Source organism: Oxalicibacterium sp. (genome assembly GCF_057353965.1).
Genome location: NZ_JBMQZD010000007.1, coordinates 348735 through 366479, shown reverse-complemented (window position 1 = coordinate 366479; position 17745 = coordinate 348735). Strand labels below are relative to the sequence as shown.

At 59.7% G+C, this 17745-nt stretch carries 18 protein-coding genes, 1 tRNA gene and 1 pseudogene; 15 read left to right on the top strand and 5 right to left on the bottom strand.

Annotation, left to right across the window (positions count from 1 at the left end):
- Window positions 1-14 precede the first annotated feature (14 nt).
- The 3 genes from ACO1VH_RS13555 (at window position 15) to ACO1VH_RS13545 (ending at window position 3991) form a co-directional block, all read left to right on the top strand.
- Complete coding sequence (locus tag ACO1VH_RS13555) at window positions 15-1904, top strand: amidohydrolase (RefSeq protein WP_486245152.1); 1890 nt, start codon at window positions 15-17, stop codon at window positions 1902-1904.
- 108 nt (window positions 1905-2012) lie between these two features.
- Complete coding sequence (locus ACO1VH_RS13550; protein ID WP_486245151.1) at window positions 2013-2387, top strand: DoxX family protein; 375 nt, start codon at window positions 2013-2015, stop codon at window positions 2385-2387.
- Window positions 2384-3991, top strand: coding sequence for an MFS transporter (locus ACO1VH_RS13545; RefSeq protein WP_486244993.1), 1608 nt, complete (start codon window positions 2384-2386; stop codon window positions 3989-3991). Before ACO1VH_RS13550 ends, ACO1VH_RS13545 begins: the two co-directional genes overlap by 4 nt.
- A 55-nt stretch (window positions 3992-4046) precedes the next feature.
- On the opposite strand, the gene ACO1VH_RS13540 is transcribed toward ACO1VH_RS13545, so the two are convergent.
- Entirely contained in the window at window positions 4047-4250 is a 204-nt protein-coding gene (locus ACO1VH_RS13540) for a hypothetical protein (RefSeq protein WP_486244992.1), read from the bottom strand.
- A gap of 226 nt (window positions 4251-4476) precedes the next feature.
- On the opposite strand from ACO1VH_RS13540, the gene ACO1VH_RS13535 reads away from it, so the two are divergent.
- From ACO1VH_RS13535 to ACO1VH_RS13520, 4 genes are all read left to right on the top strand, one after another.
- Complete coding sequence (locus tag ACO1VH_RS13535; protein WP_486244991.1) at window positions 4477-4659, top strand: hypothetical protein; 183 nt, start codon at window positions 4477-4479, stop codon at window positions 4657-4659.
- Between the two features lie 47 nt (window positions 4660-4706).
- A complete protein-coding gene (locus ACO1VH_RS13530) occupies window positions 4707-5036 on the top strand; it encodes a plasmid stabilization protein (protein ID WP_486244990.1) in 330 nt (109 codons plus the stop codon).
- A 60-nt stretch (window positions 5037-5096) separates the two neighbouring features.
- Window positions 5097-5333 (top strand): hypothetical protein, encoded by a 237-nt coding sequence (locus tag ACO1VH_RS13525; protein WP_486244989.1) that lies wholly within the window; start codon window positions 5097-5099, stop codon window positions 5331-5333.
- A 75-nt stretch (window positions 5334-5408) separates the two neighbouring features.
- Complete coding sequence (locus ACO1VH_RS13520; RefSeq protein ID WP_486244988.1) at window positions 5409-5828, top strand: CBS domain-containing protein; 420 nt, start codon at window positions 5409-5411, stop codon at window positions 5826-5828.
- Between the two features lie 131 nt (window positions 5829-5959).
- Here the strand turns inward: ACO1VH_RS13520 and ACO1VH_RS13515 are convergent, their stop codons facing one another.
- The gene (locus tag ACO1VH_RS13515; RefSeq protein WP_486245150.1) at window positions 5960-7474 is read right to left on the bottom strand and encodes a glucan biosynthesis protein G; all 1515 of its coding nucleotides are present in this window, start codon (window positions 7472-7474) and stop codon (window positions 5960-5962) included.
- Window positions 7475-7959: 485 nt separating this feature from the next.
- On the opposite strand from ACO1VH_RS13515, the gene bglX reads away from it, so the two are divergent.
- From bglX to ACO1VH_RS13500, 3 genes are all read left to right on the top strand, one after another.
- Window positions 7960-10275 (top strand): beta-glucosidase BglX, encoded by a 2316-nt coding sequence (gene bglX, locus ACO1VH_RS13510; RefSeq protein ID WP_486244987.1) that lies wholly within the window; start codon window positions 7960-7962, stop codon window positions 10273-10275.
- 278 nt (window positions 10276-10553) lie between these two features.
- Window positions 10554-10814, top strand: coding sequence for a hypothetical protein (locus tag ACO1VH_RS13505; RefSeq protein WP_486244986.1), 261 nt, complete (start codon window positions 10554-10556; stop codon window positions 10812-10814).
- A gap of 288 nt (window positions 10815-11102) precedes the next feature.
- Window positions 11103-11984, top strand: a complete 882-nt coding sequence (locus ACO1VH_RS13500) for an EamA family transporter (protein ID WP_486244985.1) — start codon at window positions 11103-11105, stop codon at window positions 11982-11984.
- A gap of 101 nt (window positions 11985-12085) precedes the next feature.
- On the opposite strand, the gene ACO1VH_RS13495 is transcribed toward ACO1VH_RS13500, so the two are convergent.
- Window positions 12086-12763 (bottom strand): ankyrin repeat domain-containing protein, encoded by a 678-nt coding sequence (locus ACO1VH_RS13495; RefSeq protein WP_486244984.1) that lies wholly within the window; start codon window positions 12761-12763, stop codon window positions 12086-12088.
- A gap of 131 nt (window positions 12764-12894) precedes the next feature.
- On the opposite strand from ACO1VH_RS13495, the pseudogene ACO1VH_RS13490 reads away from it, so the two are divergent.
- Window positions 12895-13724, top strand: a pseudogene (locus ACO1VH_RS13490) (LysR family transcriptional regulator).
- A gap of 172 nt (window positions 13725-13896) precedes the next feature.
- On the opposite strand, the gene ACO1VH_RS13485 reads toward ACO1VH_RS13490, so the two are convergent.
- The gene (locus tag ACO1VH_RS13485; RefSeq protein ID WP_486245149.1) at window positions 13897-15006 is read right to left on the bottom strand and encodes an amidohydrolase family protein; all 1110 of its coding nucleotides are present in this window, start codon (window positions 15004-15006) and stop codon (window positions 13897-13899) included.
- Here ACO1VH_RS13485 and ACO1VH_RS13480 point away from each other — a divergent pair.
- From ACO1VH_RS13480 to ACO1VH_RS13470, 3 genes are all read left to right on the top strand, one after another.
- Window positions 14890-15492, top strand: coding sequence for a hypothetical protein (locus ACO1VH_RS13480; RefSeq protein ID WP_486245156.1), 603 nt, complete (start codon window positions 14890-14892; stop codon window positions 15490-15492). The genes ACO1VH_RS13485 and ACO1VH_RS13480 overlap by 117 nt on opposite strands.
- Window positions 15489-16184 (top strand): YoaK family protein, encoded by a 696-nt coding sequence (locus ACO1VH_RS13475; RefSeq protein WP_486244983.1) that lies wholly within the window; start codon window positions 15489-15491, stop codon window positions 16182-16184. Before ACO1VH_RS13480 ends, ACO1VH_RS13475 begins: the two co-directional genes overlap by 4 nt.
- A gap of 210 nt (window positions 16185-16394) precedes the next feature.
- A complete protein-coding gene (locus ACO1VH_RS13470) occupies window positions 16395-16559 on the top strand; it encodes a hypothetical protein (protein ID WP_486244982.1) in 165 nt (54 codons plus the stop codon).
- 282 nt (window positions 16560-16841) lie between these two features.
- Here ACO1VH_RS13470 and ACO1VH_RS13465 read toward each other — a convergent pair.
- Window positions 16842-16917 (bottom strand) — tRNA-Arg (locus tag ACO1VH_RS13465).
- 206 nt (window positions 16918-17123) lie between these two features.
- Between ACO1VH_RS13465 and ACO1VH_RS13460 the strand changes: the two genes are divergently transcribed.
- The gene (locus ACO1VH_RS13460) at window positions 17124-17687 is read left to right on the top strand and encodes a c-type cytochrome (RefSeq protein ID WP_486244981.1); all 564 of its coding nucleotides are present in this window, start codon (window positions 17124-17126) and stop codon (window positions 17685-17687) included.
- The last annotated feature ends 58 nt before the right edge of the window (window positions 17688-17745 follow it).

Below are 17745 nucleotides of genomic sequence, written 5' to 3'. Positions count from 1 at the left end.
AAGGAGCATCCGCCATGGATTCCCCCGACATCATTTTCCACAACGGCCGCATCACGACGCTGGATCCCACCCATCCCGAAGCCGATGCCATCGCCGTCAAAGACGGCCGCTTCGTCGCCGTGGGTCAGGGCAAGGAAATTCTGGCGCTGGCCGGTTCCGGCACCCGCATCGTCGATCTGCAGAACCGGCGTGTACTACCGGGCCTGTGCGACAACCACACGCACGTCGTGCGCGGCGGCCTGAACTACAACATGGAATTGCGCTGGGACGGCGTGCGCTCACTGGCCGACGCGCTGGACATGCTCAAGCGCCAGGTCGCCATTACACCCGCACCGCAATGGGTGCGCGTGGTCGGCGGCTTCACCGAACATCAGTTCGTCGAGAAGCGCCTGCCAACCATCGCCGAAATCAACGCCATCGCACCTGACACGCCGGTCTTCCTGCTGCACTTGTACGATCGCGCATTATTGAACGCCGCCGCGCTACGCGCCGTCGGCTACACCAAGGACACGCCAGCGCCGCCGGGTGGCGAGATCGTACGCGACGCCAGCGGCAACCCGACCGGCCTGCTGCTGGCCAAACCCAATGCGACCATTCTCTACGCGACGCTGGCGAAAGGGCCGAAGCTGCCGTTCGACTATCAGGTCAATTCCACGCGCCACTTCATGCGCGAACTGAACCGACTCGGCGTGACCGGCGTCATCGATGCCGGCGGCGGCTTCCAGAACTATCCTGACGACTACGCGGTGATCCAGAAGCTTGCCGACGAAAACCAGATGACGGTACGTCTGGCCTACAACCTGTTCACGCAGAAACCGAAGGAAGAAAAAGAAGACTTCCTCAAGTGGACGTCGAGCGTGAAGTACAAGCAGGGGAACGACTATTTCCGCCACAACGGCGCCGGCGAGATGCTGGTGTTCTCCGCCGCCGACTTCGAGGATTTCCGCGTGCCTCGTCCTGATATGCCGCCCGAGATGGAAGGCGAGCTGGAGGAAGTGGTGCGTATCCTCGCGCAGAACCGCTGGCCGTGGCGGCTGCACGCTACCTACGATGAAACCATCTCGCGCGCGCTCGACGTGTTCGAGAAGGTCAACCGCGACATTCCCTTCACGGGCCTGAACTGGTTCTTCGACCACGCCGAAACCATCTCCGACAAATCCATCGACCGTATCGCCGCACTCGGCGGCGGTATCGCCGTGCAACACCGCATGGCCTACCAGGGCGAATACTTCGTGGAGCGCTATGGCGCGAAGGCCGCAGAGGCTACGCCGCCGATCCGACGCATGCTGGACAAGGGCGTAAAGGTCTCCGCCGGCACCGATGCCACACGCGTGGCTTCCTACAACCCGTGGGTGTCGCTGTCGTGGATGATTACCGGCAAGACCGTCGGCGGCATGCAGCTCTATCCGCGCGCCAACTGTCTGGACCGCGAGACCGCGCTGCGCATGTGGACCGAAAAGGTCGCGTGGTTCTCCAACGAGGAAGGCGCACGCGGCTGCATCAAGAAAGGCCATTTCGCCGACCTGATTGTGCCGAGCAAGGATTTCTTCAGCGTGCCGGAGGACGAGATTTCCTTCCTGACGTCGGACCTGACCGTGGTCGGCGGCCGCGTCGTCTATGGCGCCGGCACGTTTGCCTCGCTGGACGACAATCCGGTGCCGCCGGCGATGCCGGACTGGTCGCCGACGCGTATCTTCAAGGGCTATGGTGCATGGGGCGAACCGGAAGGCGCGGGCCGCAACTCGCTGCATCCGGCGCGTTATCAGGCCATTGCTTCCTGCGGCTGCGCCAGCGCCTGCGGGCTGCACGGTCACGACCATGCTGGTGCGTGGGCGTCGAAAGTGCCGGCGTCGGACCTGAAAGGTTTCTTCGGAGCGCTCGGCTGCTCGTGCTGGGCCGTATGAGAAACGCACAAGAAAACGTATAAAAGGAAGGCACGCGGCATGTCAACGTACTACTCTTCCGATCACAAGCCGACCGGCCTGATTCGCACGCTGCTGGCCAGCCGCACTATGCGTTTCATCGCCTATCTCGGCCTGTGCGCCGCCTACCTGCAAGGCGGACTGATCAAACTCACGGATTTCTCCGGAGCGATCGGCGAAATGACGCATTTCGGCCTGTCGCCGGCACCACTGTTCGCAGCCGGCGTCATCGTGCTCGAACTAGGCGCTTCCGTGATGATCCTCGTCGGCGTGCTGCGCTGGCTCGGTGCGCTGGCGCTGGCCGGCTTCACCCTGCTGGCGACCGGCATCGCCCTGCGTTTCTGGGAACTACCCGCCGGTCAGGAACGCTTCATGGCAGCCAATTCGTTCTTCGAGCATCTGGGGTTGGTCGGCGGCTTCCTGCTGGTAGCCTGGCTCGATCTGAAAGAACGAGAGACATCATGAACAAGTCTCCGCAATCCGCTTCCACTGGTGGTTTTGCTCCGCTACGGCAGACGCTTTTCGCCGTCCTGTGGATCGCCACCGTCATTGGCAATACCGGCAGCTTCGTTCGCGACGTCGCTAGCGCCTGGCTGATGACAGACCTGTCTCCTTCGCCGGCGGCCGTGGCCATGGTGCAAGCCGCTGCGACGCTGCCGGTGTTTCTGCTGGCGATTCCTGCAGGCGTACTGGCCGACACTCTCGACCGCCGCAAATTCCTGATCGGCATTCAGTTGCTGCTGGGTTGCACCAGCCTAGGCTTGATGCTGCTGTCGGCCGCCGGCCTGCAGTCGGTGACGTCGTTAGTAGCGCTGACCTTTGTCGGCGGTATTGGCGCAGCGCTGATGGGACCGACCTGGCAAGCCATCGTGCCTGAACTGGTCGAAAGAAAGGACCTTAAGAGCGCCGTTGCCCTGAACTCGCTGGGCATTAATATCGCGCGCGCAGTCGGCCCTGCATTGGGTGGGCTGATCCTAGCCAGTCTGGGTGCGGCGTTCACTTACGGCGTGGACGTCGTCAGCTATGTCTTCGTCATTGCCGCGCTGCTGTGGTGGCGGCGGCCGGTGGCCGAACAGGACGTGCTGAGCGAACGTTTCGCGGGTGCTTTCCGCGCCGGGCTGCGCTATGCGCGCGCCAGCCGAGAACTGCACGTCGTACTACTGCGCGCCTTCCTGTTCTTCGCACTGGCCAGCGCGGTCTGGGCGCTGTTGCCGCTGGTGGCGCGCCAGTTGCTGGGCGGTGGCGCCGGCTTCTACGGCATCCTGCTTGGCGCGGTCGGACTGGGCGCCATCTGTGGCGCCATCGTCATGCCCCAGTTGCGCGCGCGGCTGAGCGCCGACGGCCTACTGCTGGCAGCGGCACTGGTCACCGCCGCGGTCATGGCCTTCCTGTCCGTCGCCCCGCCGCAATGGGCGGCAGTCGCTGCGCTGCTGGTATTGGGTGCTGCCTGGATCACGGCGCTGACTACACTCAACGGCGTGGCTCAGGCGATCCTGCCGAACTGGGTGCGCGGTCGTACGTTGGCGGTGTATCTGACCGTGTTCAACGGCGCCATGACTGCCGGCAGTCTGGGTTGGGGTGCTGCGGCCGAAGCGATCGGTGTGCCACTCGCACTACTAGTGGGTGCAGGTGGACTGGTACTGGTCGGCCTGATCGCGCACCGGGTTAAGCTGCCCATGGGAGAGGCCGATCTGATGCCGTCCAACCATTGGCCGGAACCGCTGACGGTTGCACCCATCGAACATGATCGCGGGCCGGTGCTGATCCAGATCGAATACCAGATCGCGCCGGAAGAACGCGCAGCTTTCCTGCAGGCGGTGGCGCGGCTGTCGGCCGAGCGTCGTCGTGACGGTGCCTACGCTTGGGGCGTGGCGGAGGATTCAGCCAATCCTGCACTGATACTTGAGTGGTTTCAAGTCGAATCCTGGGCCGAACATTTGCGCCAGCACAAACGCGTCTCCAAGGCCGACGCTGATGTTCAGGAAGAGGTATTGCGCTTTCATCGCGGGGAATCTCCTCCCGTGGTGCGCCACTTCCTCGCCTTCAATCATCCGCACAGAGGGAAATAAAGGAAATTTTCTTGTTTCCGCTGTATAACGGAAATGCGTTCTTCAGCGCAGCCGACTACCGCAGATGCTCTGGCGGTGTCGGCGGTGCTTCCGGCGGCGTGTGTTCAGGCACGATTTCCGGTTCGCGCGGCCCCGGCGGAATCGTCGGATCGGATGGCGGCGGGATTTCCGGCTCCGGCACTTCGTACGGCGCAATCTCGGGCTGCGGCTGGGGGACAACCGGAATCTCCGGCGGTATCGGCGGATGTGGCGTGCTCATCTGGACCTCCCGTCATCGTGAATCTGTCTGACAGGCCACCCGGCACGAAGTTGCGGCGTTCCTCGTTCGCGATTCCTCTGTTTCCCAGGCGCACGACACTTGTTTTTCTGACGCGAGGTCGCCGGGAAATCCTACAGGCATGACAAGCGTGCAAGCGTAGACTTTTCAACATCGCGGCAGGCCACGTGGCCTGCTTTCCTCTTTTCAACCGAAAGAAGGATCGGCAATGGACACACGCAAACGCACGCAATCGAAAAGCAACCGCAACGCCACGTTCGGCCGCGGCTACAGCGCCGGCGGCGCACAGTTCAACAACGGCTATCGCACTGCCGGCGGCCCCGACTATCGCAGCACCGACTGGCAGACTTCCGATCATCCGCGCGGACGGCGCGGCATCGAACGGAGCTGAACACGGAGTTGATCCTTTTTGCGAAGGATTCCATCAAGGAGAACGACATGCCGCAAAGCAAATGGAGCAACAAGCGCGAACGCCAATACCAGCACATCAAGGATAGCGTGCGCAGCCGCGGCGGCCGCAGCGCCGGCCGCGCCGAGGAAATTGCCGCGCGCACCGTCAACAAGGAACGCGCACAACATGGTGAAGCGAAGGAAAGCAGCCGTTCCTCGACACACGACATGTCGCCGTCGCGCCGCGGCGGCCAGCGTTCGCACAGCGGCGCTGCCGGACGCACTTATGAGCAGCTGTACAACGAGGCGCGCCACAAAGGCATTCATGGCCGCTCGAAGATGAACAAGTCCCAGTTGCAGAAAGCGCTGGCGAGATAGGCGTTCAATAGACTCAATTAAACGCCGGATTTTTAATACATCGATCGACGGAGAACACGCATGGCGAAATGCGATCAATGCGGCAACGATTACGACAAGGCTTTTCAGATCACGCAAGCCGGCAAGAGCTGGACGTTCGACAGTTTCGAATGCGCGATCCACAAGCTGGCGCCGTCATGCGCGCACTGCAAGATGCGCATCATCGGGCACGGGCTGGAAGATGCAGAGGGCCGCATGTTCTGCTGCGACCACTGCGCGGAAGAAAGCGGCGTGACGACATTGCGTGACAGAGTATGAGAAAAGGATGACGCCGGGTGCGATGCACTTCGCCTTCATCTTTAATCGATCAGGAAACGATCAGGAGAAACTGACATGCAGACACTGAAGGAAGTCATGCACCGCGATGTGCAGGTGATCAGCCCGGAAGCGTCGTTGAAGGAAGCCGCGCAGCAGATGCGCGACGGCGATTTCGGCATGCTGCCGGTCGGCGAGAACGATCGGATGATCGGCGCGATTTCCGATCGCGACATTGCCGTACGCGCGATTGCCGAAGGCAAGCCGCCGACCGCCAAGGTGCGCGAAGCGATGTCGGACGGCATCGTCTGGGCCTACGAGGACGATTCGCTGGAAAAAGGCGCACGCCTGATGAGCGATCACCAGATTCGTCGCCTGCCTATCGTCAATGCGCAAAAGCGGCTAGTCGGCATTGTCGCGCTCGGCGACTTTGCCGTGGAAAGCGCGGATATCGAGGCGGTCGGCGCGACGCTGTCGGAAATCTCGATGCCTGCCTGACGGCGTAATCGCAACGGCATCACGACAGAGCCGTAATTTCGACAAATAAAAAAGGGCGATGCCAAGGCATCGCCCTTTTTTATTTCGCCCTTTCGGCGCCAATCGTTATTTCTTGTCTACGCTGTTCCGCATCAAAAGGCACGCTGCACGTTGGAGCGCGGCGACAGCTGATAGCTCCACGTCTCGGTCAGCGCACGCTGTCCATCCACCAGTGCCGCACGCATCTCGACCGGCTTCGCCGTATCCTTGATCTTGATGCGCAAGGTCAGCCGCCAGCCGCCGATTGCCGGGTTCGGCTGCAATTGCGTATCGACCAGTTCCGCGTTGTCGCTGACGCTGACCTGCGGACGCACCGGCGCATCCGACGGCAGGTTCGCCAGCGCCGGACCTTCGAAGTCCACCAGCATCGCCATCGTGCCGTCGGTATGGCGGATCAGATTTGCCTGCGTCAGCTCGCCGTCGGTATGGAAAGTCTGTCTGACCCAGCCAACATCCTTCTTCAACAGTGCCGGCTCGTCCATCGTCCAGTGCATCCGGTAATCGAACGCCATTGGCACACCCTTGCGCGGCATTTCGGCCGGCGACCAGTAGGCGACGATGTTGTCGTTGGTTTCGTCGGCGGTCGGGATTTCAACCAGCTGCACGACGCCCTTACCCCAGTTGCCGCGCGGCTCGATCCACGCGCTCGGCCGCAGATCGTAGCGATCCTTCAGGTCTTCAAAGTTGGCGAAATTGCGGCCGCGCTGCAGCAGGCCGAAGCCTTTCGGATTGTCGACCTGGAAGGAGCTCACTTCCACGTTCTGCGGATTGTTCAGCGGGCGCCACAGCCATTCGCCGGAACCGGTATGAATCGCCAGGCCGTTGGAATCGTGGATCGCCGGACGGAAATTGCGCTTGCTCGATTGCTGGTTCGGTCCGAACAGGAACATGCTGGTCAGCGGTGCGATGCCGAGACGGTCGACTTCGCCGCGCATGAACACGCGTGCCTGCACATCGAGCACGGCATCCGCTCCCGGCGTCAGCACGAAACGGTAGGCGCCGGTGGCGCGCGGCGAATCGAGCAAGGCGTAGAAGACCATCTGTTTATCTTGCGGCGCCGGACGCTCGATCCAGAATTCGGTGAAGCGCGGGAATTCTTCCGGCTTCGACAATCCGGTATCGATCGCCAGACCGCGTGCGGATAAGCCGTACACCTGACCCTTGCCGATCACGCGGAAATAGCTGCCGCCGAGCACGCTCATGATCTCGTCTTCCTTGTCGGCGCGATTGATCGGATACAGCACGCGGAAACCTGCATAGCCCAGCTTGCTGGTCGTCTTGCTGTCGAACGACAGGCCGCCGAAATCGAAACGCGCCGGATCGTAGTGCACTTCCTCGACGTCGTTGCCGACGATCTCGCTGATTTTCACCGGCGTATTGAAATGCATGCCCTGGTGATAGAAGGCCAGCTTGAACGGCGTGCGTTCGCTGCGCCATTCGAAAGTCTCGCGGCGCGGCTGGATTTTCACGTAATCGCCGAACTGCATCTTGCTGAAGGCCGGCGGCAGATTGCTGACCGGTGCCGCATACGGCTTGGCAGCCAGTGCCTTGGCTTTGGCCGTCACGTCGTCCAGCGAGAAGGCATGGGCCTGCGTGGCCAGCAGCAGCGAACAGGCGGAGACGGCAGAAAACAGGATGGCGGGAATTTTTTGACGAGCGGAAATATTGAAAGCGTTGAAAATCACGAATCTCTCCAGAATGATGCTGCTGTTCAGATGCCGCCGCGCGCACATGGTTGCATTTGTTTGCATGCGGAAATGCTTTTGACCGCAATTTTTACGGCTTTTCCATCGCGCTGTGTTCGGCTCCGCACTTGTGCCCTTGCAAAAAACGAAACAGAATAGCACGCGGGCAAGCCGCCTTCGCCGCCCGCAAAGCGGACCATTTCCCGTCCGCAACGCCTGCCGCCGGCCCGCTGGGCGCGGCATTCCGCCAAGTTGCTCAAGTCGCCTCACATGGCGCATCGTATTTTCAAAGGATCGGATCACCAGTGCCACATCACGCCATCACGAACCCGCATCGCCCACCTGCTTCTTCAGCTTCTATTTCTGCTTCTTGCTTAACTTCCTGCTTTATTCCCGCGCGTCGCCCGTTGGCCCTGCTCTGCACGCTGGCGGTGGTAGCGGCCGGCTTGTTCAGTGCACCGGCGCATGCCGACATCAACCGCGCATTGCTGAACGACAAACCCGCCTTCATCGCCGACGTGATGCGGCAGATGACGCTGGATGAAAAAATCGGCCAGTTACGCCTGATCAGCATCGGCGCCGACATGCCCAAGCCGCAGCTGATCAAGGAAATCGCCGCCGGCCGCATCGGCGGCTCGTTCAATACCGTCACGCCCGCCGAGAACCGGCCGCTGCAGGATGCCGCGGTCAGGCAGAGCCGCATGAAGATTCCGCTGTTCTTCGCCTACGACGTCGTGCACGGCCATCGCACGACGTTCCCGATCAGTCTGGCGCAGGCATCGAGCTGGGACATGGATGCAATTGCCTTGAGCGCGCGCACGTCGGCCATCGAAGCAGCCGCCGACGGCATCGACATGACCTTCGCACCCATGGTCGACATCACGCACGATCCGCGCTGGGGCCGCACCTCCGAAGGATTCGGCGAAGATCCATATCTGGTTTCGGAAATCGCACGCGTTTCTGTAAAAGCACTGCAAGGCGATCGCGGAGCGGACGGCAAATCGCCGATCGGCGCGAATGGCGTGATGGCGGCCGTCAAGCATTTCGCGCTGTACGGCGCGGTGGAAGGCGGGCGCGACTACAACGTCGTCAACATGAATCCGATGCGCATGTACGACGACTACCTGCCACCGTATCGCGCCGCGGTCGATGCCGGTGCCGGCGCGGTGATGGTCGCGCTGAACTCGATCAACGGCGTGCCGGCCTCGTCCAATACCTGGCTGCTGCAGGACCTGTTGCGCAAGGACTGGGGCTTCAAGGGATTGACCGTCAGCGATCACGGCGCGATCTTCGAGCTGATCAAGCATGGCGTCGCCAGCAATGAAGGCGAAGCCGCCGAGCTGGCAATCAAGGCCGGCATCGACATGAGCATGGCCGACCAGATCTACCTGAAGGAACTGCCGGAACTGGTACGCTCCGGCAAGGTGCCGATGGCCGCAATCGACAATGCGGTGCGCGAAATCCTCGGCGCGAAATACGACATGGGCCTGTTCCACGATCCGTATCTGCGCATCGGCGACGGCTCGCACGATCCGGCCGACATCAATGCGGAAAACCGGCTGCATCGTGCAGAAGCCCGCGACGTCGCGCGCAAGTCGATGGTGTTATTGGAAAATCGCAACCAGACATTGCCACTGAAGAAGCAAGGCACGATTGCGCTGGTCGGTCCGCTCGCCGATGCGCACATCGACATGATGGGCAGCTGGTCCGCCGCCGGCGTCGCCAAGCAATCGATCACCTTGAAGCAGGGCCTGCAGGATGCGCTGGCCGGCAAGGCGAAACTGCTGACCGCGCGCGGCGCCAACATCACCGAAGACAAGCGCATCGTCGACTACCTGAATTTCCTGAACTGGGATACGCCGGAAGTCGTGCAGGACAAGCGCAAGCCGGAAGCGATGATCGCCGAGGCGGTGAAGATCGCGAAACGGTCGGACGTCATCGTCGCTGCCGTCGGCGAAGCACGTGGCATGTCGCACGAATCGTCTAGCCGCACCAGCCTCGATCTGCCAGCGAATCAACTGGCGCTGCTGAAAGCATTGAAGAAAACCGGCAAGCCGCTGGTGCTGGTACTGATGAACGGCCGTCCGCTCGCACTGAACTGGGAGCGCAACAACGCCGACGCGATCCTCGAAACCTGGTACAGCGGCACCGAAGGCGGCCACGCGATTGCCGACGTGCTGTTCGGCGACGTCAATCCGTCGGGCAAGTTGCCGATCACCTTCCCGCGCTCGGTCGGCCAGATTCCCGCCTACTACAACCATCAACGCGTCGGCCGGCCGTTCACCGAAGGCAAGCCGGGTAACTACACGTCGCAATACTTCGAGGAACCGAACGGTCCGCTCTATCCATTCGGCTACGGTCTCAGCTATACGACGTTCTCGCTGTCCGACGTGACGCTGTCGAACGACACGCTGGCACGTGACGGCAAGATCGAAGCCGCCATCACGGTGAAGAACACCGGCAAGCGTGACGGCGCGACGGTTGTCCAGCTGTATATCCAGGACGTTGCCGCTTCGGTCGTGCGGCCGGTCAAGGAACTGAAGGATTTCCGCAAGGTGATGCTGAAGGCCGGCGAGCAACAGGTGGTGCGCTTCACGATCGACGAGAGCAAGCTGAAATTCCACAACGCGCAACTGCAATACGTTGCCGAGCCCGGAGATTTCAATGTCGAGATCGGGCTGGATTCGAAGGCGGTAAAGACGCAGAAGTTTGTGCTGCAGTAGATCTTTCGATAACGAAGCAAAAAAGCCGGCCCATGCCGGCTTTTTTTTACCGCCGCAATCGTTGCCTCGCATTCCGCTTTTGCCATTGCCGTTACGGCAACGAAAAAGCCATTCCACAAGTCGCCATCATGCGGTCATAAATGCCACGCACAATCACGATATTCGTTGTACGGATTCGACACATCGTGACTGCAATTGCATTACTTCATCCCGGCGAAAACGAACGCACGGAAAAAAAAATCGTCTTTCATCGCAAACGCTGGATGAAAACCGGCGCCATGACCCTGTCGGTACAGACGACCGACGTTTCGGAACAGGTCGTCGGCTTGATGATGGATACGCCCGTCAAGATCGGCCGCTCCTGCAGCATCCACTTCCGTACCTTGGTCGACGGACGCATCGCCACCCTGAACCTCACCGGCGCCGTCGCCTATTGCACGCTTGTCGGACTCAAGGGATATCGCGTCGGCATTCTGATGGATCAGGCCAGCGAGGAAAATGCCGGACAGCTGGACATGATTCTTTCCGCCAGACCCTAGTACGCACTCGACTCTTCTCTCAATAGCGCCATCCTCAAGCCGTCGGCGCGAAGACGTTTTCGCGCCGTACCCACGTTGTTTCTGCAAGCTGCCATTCACCCCGCGCATTCTTTCCTGAGGCAGACAGCAAACCCGTCATGCCTCATAATCTCTGTCACGAAGCCGTAACAGTTTCAATGCGCGCGGCTTTCATTCTTCGAAGCGTCGGCGCACGGCCGATGTTCGAAAAGCCGACCGTTTCAAACAGGCTCCCCTTCAAGGAAGGGATCAAGCCCACGCGTATACGTCATGCCTCTTTCTGCCCTCGCGCTCGTTCTCGTTGCCGGACTCATCCATGCCAGCTGGAACATCACGGCAAAGAAGGCCGGCGGCGATGCGCGCTTTGCATTCTTCACGAGCGTCTTCCTGGCGATCGTCTGGGCGCCGGTCGGCATCTGGATTGCAATGGATGCCGTGCCGGCCTGGGGATGGCGCGAATGGCTGCTGATCGTGGTGACCGGATTGCTGCACGTCGGCTATTACGTCATCCTGCTGCGCGGCTACCGCAAGGCTGATCTCACCGTCGTCTATCCGATGGCGCGCGGCTCCGGCCCGCTTCTGTCTTCCCTTTTTGCCTTGCTGTTTCTTGGTGAAACATTGTCCACACTCGGAGGCTTCGGCATTGCGGGTGTCGTGCTCGGTGTCTTCCTCATCGCCGGCGGCCCCAAGCTGCTGCGCAAGACGCATGATCCCGTTCAAAAGCGGCGCGCACACGTCGGCATCGCCTATGGGCTGCTCACCGGCGCGTTCATCGCCAGCTATACGGTCGTCGACGGCTATGCGGTGAAGTTCATGCTGATGTCGCCCATTCTGGTGGACTACATGGGGAATTTTGTGCGCCTGGCCGTGCTGGCACCGGTTTGCTTCAACGACAGGAAGTCCGCTACCGCACTGTGGAAACAGCAGTGGAAGTATGCGCTGGTCGTGGGTGCGATCAGCCCCGTTTCATACGTCCTTGTGCTGTATGCGGTCCAGATTGCACCGATCTCGCATGTAGCGCCGGCGCGCGAAGTGTCGATGCTGTTCGCCGCCCTGATCGGCGGACACCTGCTGAAGGAAGGCGATCAGCTTCAGCGTCTTCTGGGCGCGCTATTGATTGCCGTCGGCGTTTCGGCATTGGCGCTGGGATAGCACGGCGTTCATCCCGATCGAGTGAGCGGTTATGGCGGACCTCTCTTGCATGCATGACCCGCAAAAGCCGTGCCGTGTTTTTTCGACGACGGAAGAACCGACTAACCTTGTGCGTTCGCCGCCAGCAGAATCTTCTCGATTTCCTTGTATCCCTGGCGGCGCGCATGCTGCAGCGGGGTCACACCGTCGCCATCGGCAAGATTGACATCGGCACCGGCCTTGATCAGTTCGCGCACGATCGCGACATGGTCGGGACCGCCATTGCCAAGCAATATGGCTTCCAGCAAGGCTGTCCAGTTCAGATTGTTGATGTGGTCCACATCCACGCCGGCCGCGATCAATATGCGCACCGTTTCGACATGGCCTCGCTCGGCCGCCGGAATCAACGCAGTGCCACCGTATCGATTCGTACTCTTGAGATCAGCGCCATGTGCGAGCGTCATCTTGAGAATGGCGTTATGCCCGCGTGCGCCGGCATAGAGATACGGGCTGTCGTTGATCCGATCTTTCGCGTTGACGTCGGCGCCGGCATCGATCAGCACCTTGGCCGCTTCAACGTTGTTCTTGTGGGTCGCGATAAGGAGCGGGGTTGCGCCGGAACCATCCCTGGAATCGATACGCGCGCCCTGATCGAGTAGGCGCCGCACTTCTGCGGCATTTCCTTCTCTGGCCGCATCGCGCAACTGGTTTTCAGGTGCGCCACCTCCGGCAGCGACAGTCACTGAAGCAAACATGGCGGCGATAACTCCTAGAAAGATGGAAAGTCGCTCGATGAGCATGGAATATCTCCTGATGAAACGGAAAGATGCGACGCTCGGACAAGGCAACTTGTACTACGTCACCTCAAGCGTTGGGCACGCGATTCAGGCATGATAGAAGTCCAACGACATATTTAGAAGTTAAATATCCGATGGCTATCAGTCCGAAATCGAATAGAGTGCCTTTTGATCTGGACCTGCTCAAGGCGATCGTCATGGTGGCCGATTGTGGCAGCTTCACCACCGCGGCGACACGGCTTCATTCCACGCAATCCACAGTGAGTCAGAAGGTGCGCCGGCTGGAAGAGATGGTCGGTCAACAGCTTCTCGAACGCGGGCACCGCGAAATCCATCCGACGGATGCCGGCGAACTCCTGCTGGGATACGCCAGACACTTGCTCGCCGTCAGCGATCAACTGGGCGAGGCGCTTTCCGGCGGCGCATCGATCACCGTGCGGCTCGGCGTGCCCGACGACTTCGTCACCGGAAAAACCATACCGGCTTTGGCAGCCTTCAATCGAAAGAATCCCAAGGTCAAACTGGAAGTTACCATCTGATTCTCATGAAGCAACGTCGCCACAGCCGCGAGGCTGTCTTCTGCCGGCCCGAGCCCATGGCATGGATAGACAGCGCCAGGTATCCCTGCTTCGCACAGGATCCCATTCCTCTCGTCACGTTTCCGCTTCGCGGCTTGTATCGGGACGACATGATCAATGCAATAGAAGCGACAGGTCGCAGCTGGCGCATCAGCTTCACCAGTTCCAGCCTCGCCGGCATTCAGGAAGCAGTCGCACATGGCATAGGAATCAGCCTGCTGCCACCAAGAGCCGTTACATCGGGACATACCGTTCTTAATCGCAAACACGGATTTCAACCGATCACCGCATTCGAAATCGCGATTCATCACCGCGCAACTGCCGATCCCCTGGTCAAGGAGCTTGCCGCCATTCTGGGAAAAGTGATCGAGCGTGAAATGCCCTGATTCACTGCATTAATTCACAGCATTGATTCACCGCATGCGACAGACCGCATGCCCGCGGAGCAACAATCTCTGCAAGGGCACGTCGTCTATCGCTGGCAAGCAAATACGGATTTCATCCGAACCGCGTTCCGGATAACACGCAAACGATTCGGCGCTTATCCAGGCCGACCGATCATTCCCAGAACTGGCCGTGCCTGACGATGGAACGCTCGTAAGGCACCGCGGCGACCGCAGCAGCCGCGTTCGGCGCCTTGACGATAGCAAAACTCGCTTCGTTCCCCACCTTCAAGCCATAGTCGGCTTTGCCCATCACGCTGGCGGCGGCATCGGTCGCCATCTGCAGGGCGGTTTCCAGTTCCTCATCCGTGTAGAAACCCGAGCGATAACCGATCAGCATCGCGCGTTGCAGCATGTCGCCATTGCCGTAAGGCCACCAGGCATCCTGGATGTTGTCGTTGCCGGTAAACATCGTGACACCACCCTGGCGCAAGCGCAGGATGGGCGGGAAGGCATGGTTGCCCGGCGCATTGGTCATGATGGCAATGCCGGCCGCACGCAGCACTTCGGCAATCTGGTCCAGCTCGGAAGCGGACACATCGCCCAGTCCATAAGCGTGACTGACCGCGACGCGACCGGACATTCCCAGCGCACGCGTGCGCGATGCAATGCGGTGCAATTGCTGGATGCACGTTTCGCCCGGCTCATGCAGATGGATATCGATCTTGACGCCGTACCTGTCGGCGATATCGAAGATGATGTCAAGCTGTCCGTCGGCATCGCCATCCAGCGTCGTGGGATCGATGCCGCCGACGACCTGTGCGCCTTCACGAATCGCCGCTTCCAGAATTTCAGCCGTTCCGGGACAGGACATCACACCCGCCTGCGGGAAGGCGACAAGCTCTATGTCGATCAGGTCTTTCCACTTTTCGCGCGCTTCCATGACGGCGCGCAGGTTCGTCAGACCGGTTGTCGCATCCACATCGACGTGACAGCGCATGGCAATCGTGCCGAACGATGCCGCCTGACGAATCAACGCATCCGCACGCTCGACGATGGGCGGTGCCGTCGCCAGCTCGCGCTTTTCGATCGCCAGCCGTTCCCGCAAACTCGTGACAGGCTGATGCGGCCGCCAACGATCGCCGACAAAACTCTTGTCCAGATGAATATGGCCATCGACAAAACCGGGCAATATCAGCTTCCCGCCCAGGTCGACGACTTCGGCCGTCCCCGTTTCCGGGCGCTGCTGACCGATAGCGGTTATACGTCCATCTTTGACGGCGATATGGAGAGGTTTGCCATCAGCATCGACGGCGTTGGTAAATATGCGATCGTTCATCCTGTACCTTCACGAAACGTGGTGTCATTACAGAAGGCGTCCCGTACGGCAACGCCCTCATTGGCTTCTATTGAGGTACAAGATAAGGGTCCTGGCTTGCATTCACCAATTAAATATTGGAATTGGTGGCATTCGTTTTTCAAATTCTTCGCCATTCGCACCCGCCATTCCCGGCGTGCAAGAAACCGCCATCCGGGCAAATCGGCAACAAATAGTGCGCCTCCGAACAAGTTTGCCGATCTCTGCCCTCCTATGATCGGGCGTACGCCAAGATCAAGCGGCGTTTTACATTCGATCTGCATTCTTCCGTATCACGCACGTCGCGAATGGCAGCTGGAGGACACGCACCGTCTTCAAGCCGTCGTATTCATGGCCTGGGCCGTTGGCATCGCCGCCCGAAAGACTGAACGCAATTGCTACAGAGGCGAATGAGAACCGATAGAAAAACTCCTTCGGCATTGACGCTGAACATCAGCTTGAGTTTCCTGGCCGGGTACGTCGATGCCGTCGGCTTCATGGCGCTGTTCGGCCTGTTCACGGCGCACATCACCGGCAACCTTGTGCTGCTCGGCGCAGAGCTCGCAACGCCCGAGCATACTTTTCCGCTTCTGAAAATTCTGGCCTTTCCGGCGTTTATCGTCGGCGTGGCGCTGGCCACGATGATTGCCTCGGCATGGGAAAAGAAAGAACGCAATGCACTCATCGTCCTGTATGTGGTCGAGATGGTGCTTCTCACGGCATTCATGCTCACCGGACTGATCGCCGGCCCGATTGAAGAAAACATGTCGAGTGCGGCGATCTTTGCAGGAGTGATGGGCACGCTGGCAATGGGCGTACATAGTGCTTGTGGTCGGTTGCTGCTGCCCGATCTTGCGCCAACCGTGATGATGACAGGCAACGTTACGCAACTCGTCGTCGAATTCTTTCAGCTTCTGAAGGAAGGCGGCAACAAGGCGGCGCTGAACAAATGCGCGAAGTATCTCTGGCCCATCATTCTCTTTGGCACCGGATCGCTTATTGCAGCTTTTGCGTATCTTCGATTCGGATTCCACGCATTGTGGCTACCTATCGCCCTGGTTCTGATTCTCGCCTGCATCGAGACATGGCATGAGGTTCGCAGCTAGCTGCGCAACCTCGTTCTCTCAGGAATGTAGGTATTGCGGTTCATAGAGATTCGCTGATTCGCTTCAGTATCAATCATGGATACTGCATCACCAAAACGCTTCACCGTCAGTTACACTGATCTCTGTCACCAGCGTCAACACGAAGATTCCTGTTTGATGTTGGCCTGAATGGCGCGAGACAAGATGAAGAAATCCAACAGAGGATCTACGATGAAACAATTTTTAGGAATTCTGGCGGTGGTCGCCACCACCTTGCTGAGCGGATGCGCAGTCTATACGCCTGATGGCGCTGTCGTGGTTGATCCCGGCCCAGGCGGCCCGGGAAATGGCGGGACTTTCTGTCCTCCCGGCCAGGCCAAGAAAGGCAATTGCTAAGAGCTTCACTCAGAAAGGGCCCGCATGCGGGTCCTTTCTTTTAACAAGCAAGGTAAAGGAAGATCACGAGCAATGCGACGATGGTGTCGCTTGGCTGGTGTTACTTATAAAAAAAAGCGAGAGAAGAACAAAACACCGCTTCGATTGTCTTGTAAAACGCGAAGGTTCCGAAGGTCTGAGCGAGCCTTGCTCGCGTCAGTAAATACAGCGCGAAGGCCCATCCCGAGAAATTTCACCAAAATACTTTTTATGGCGAACGGGAATTTAAGTCTTTGATTACATTGGCGCGGCTGGCGGGGATCGAACCCACGACCCTTGGCTTCGGAGGCCAATACTCTATCCACTGAGCTACAGCCGCGGAGGGAAGAACTTCTGAGGAGGCCTGAAGAATACCGTTTTTCTCTCTTTCCGTCCACGCAAAGCCTGTTTTCCCGCTCAACGGCAATTATTTGTGACTATAATCAGTGGTTTGCCGAATCCGGCAAGGTCGAGCAGCAGCATCACCCGCGCGGATGGGAGTCCCGCGCCTTATAACGATTTCTAAAAATTGTAATGAGGGGAATAATGAGCGACGCACACCACGAAGGATCCGCAATCAAAACGCCTAAGCAGTTGATTCTGGCCGTCCTGGCCGGTTTCCTTGTCCCTATCGTCTGTATCGTCCTGCTGGTCATCTACGTCACCAATGACAAGCAGACCGGTGCCGGCTCCGACGCGATGACGCCGGAAGCCATTGCCCAGCGCATCAAGCCTGTTGCCGCCGAAGATTTCCATCTGAAGGATCCGAGCGCGCCCAAGGTATTGAAGTCGGCCGAAGAGGTCTATAAGGCAACCTGCGCCGCCTGCCACACGGCCGGTGTTGCCGGTGCGCCGAAACTCGGCGATGCCGCAGCCTGGAAAGCCCGTATCGCGGAAGGCTACGATACGCTGGCCAAGCATGCGATCGAAGGCTTGCGCGCGATGCCGCCCAAAGGTGGCAATCCCGATCTGGACGATATCGAGGTCGAACGTGTGGTCGTGATGATGGCCAACGCCGCAGGTGCGAAGTTCAAGGAGCCGGAAGTCCCTGCGCCGAAGGCTCCGGCGGAAGCGCCCGCTGCCGATGCCGCCGCAGCACCAGCCAAGTAGTTCTTCGCATACACGCAATAAAAAAGCCGACATCAGTCGGCTTTTTTATTTCTGCATC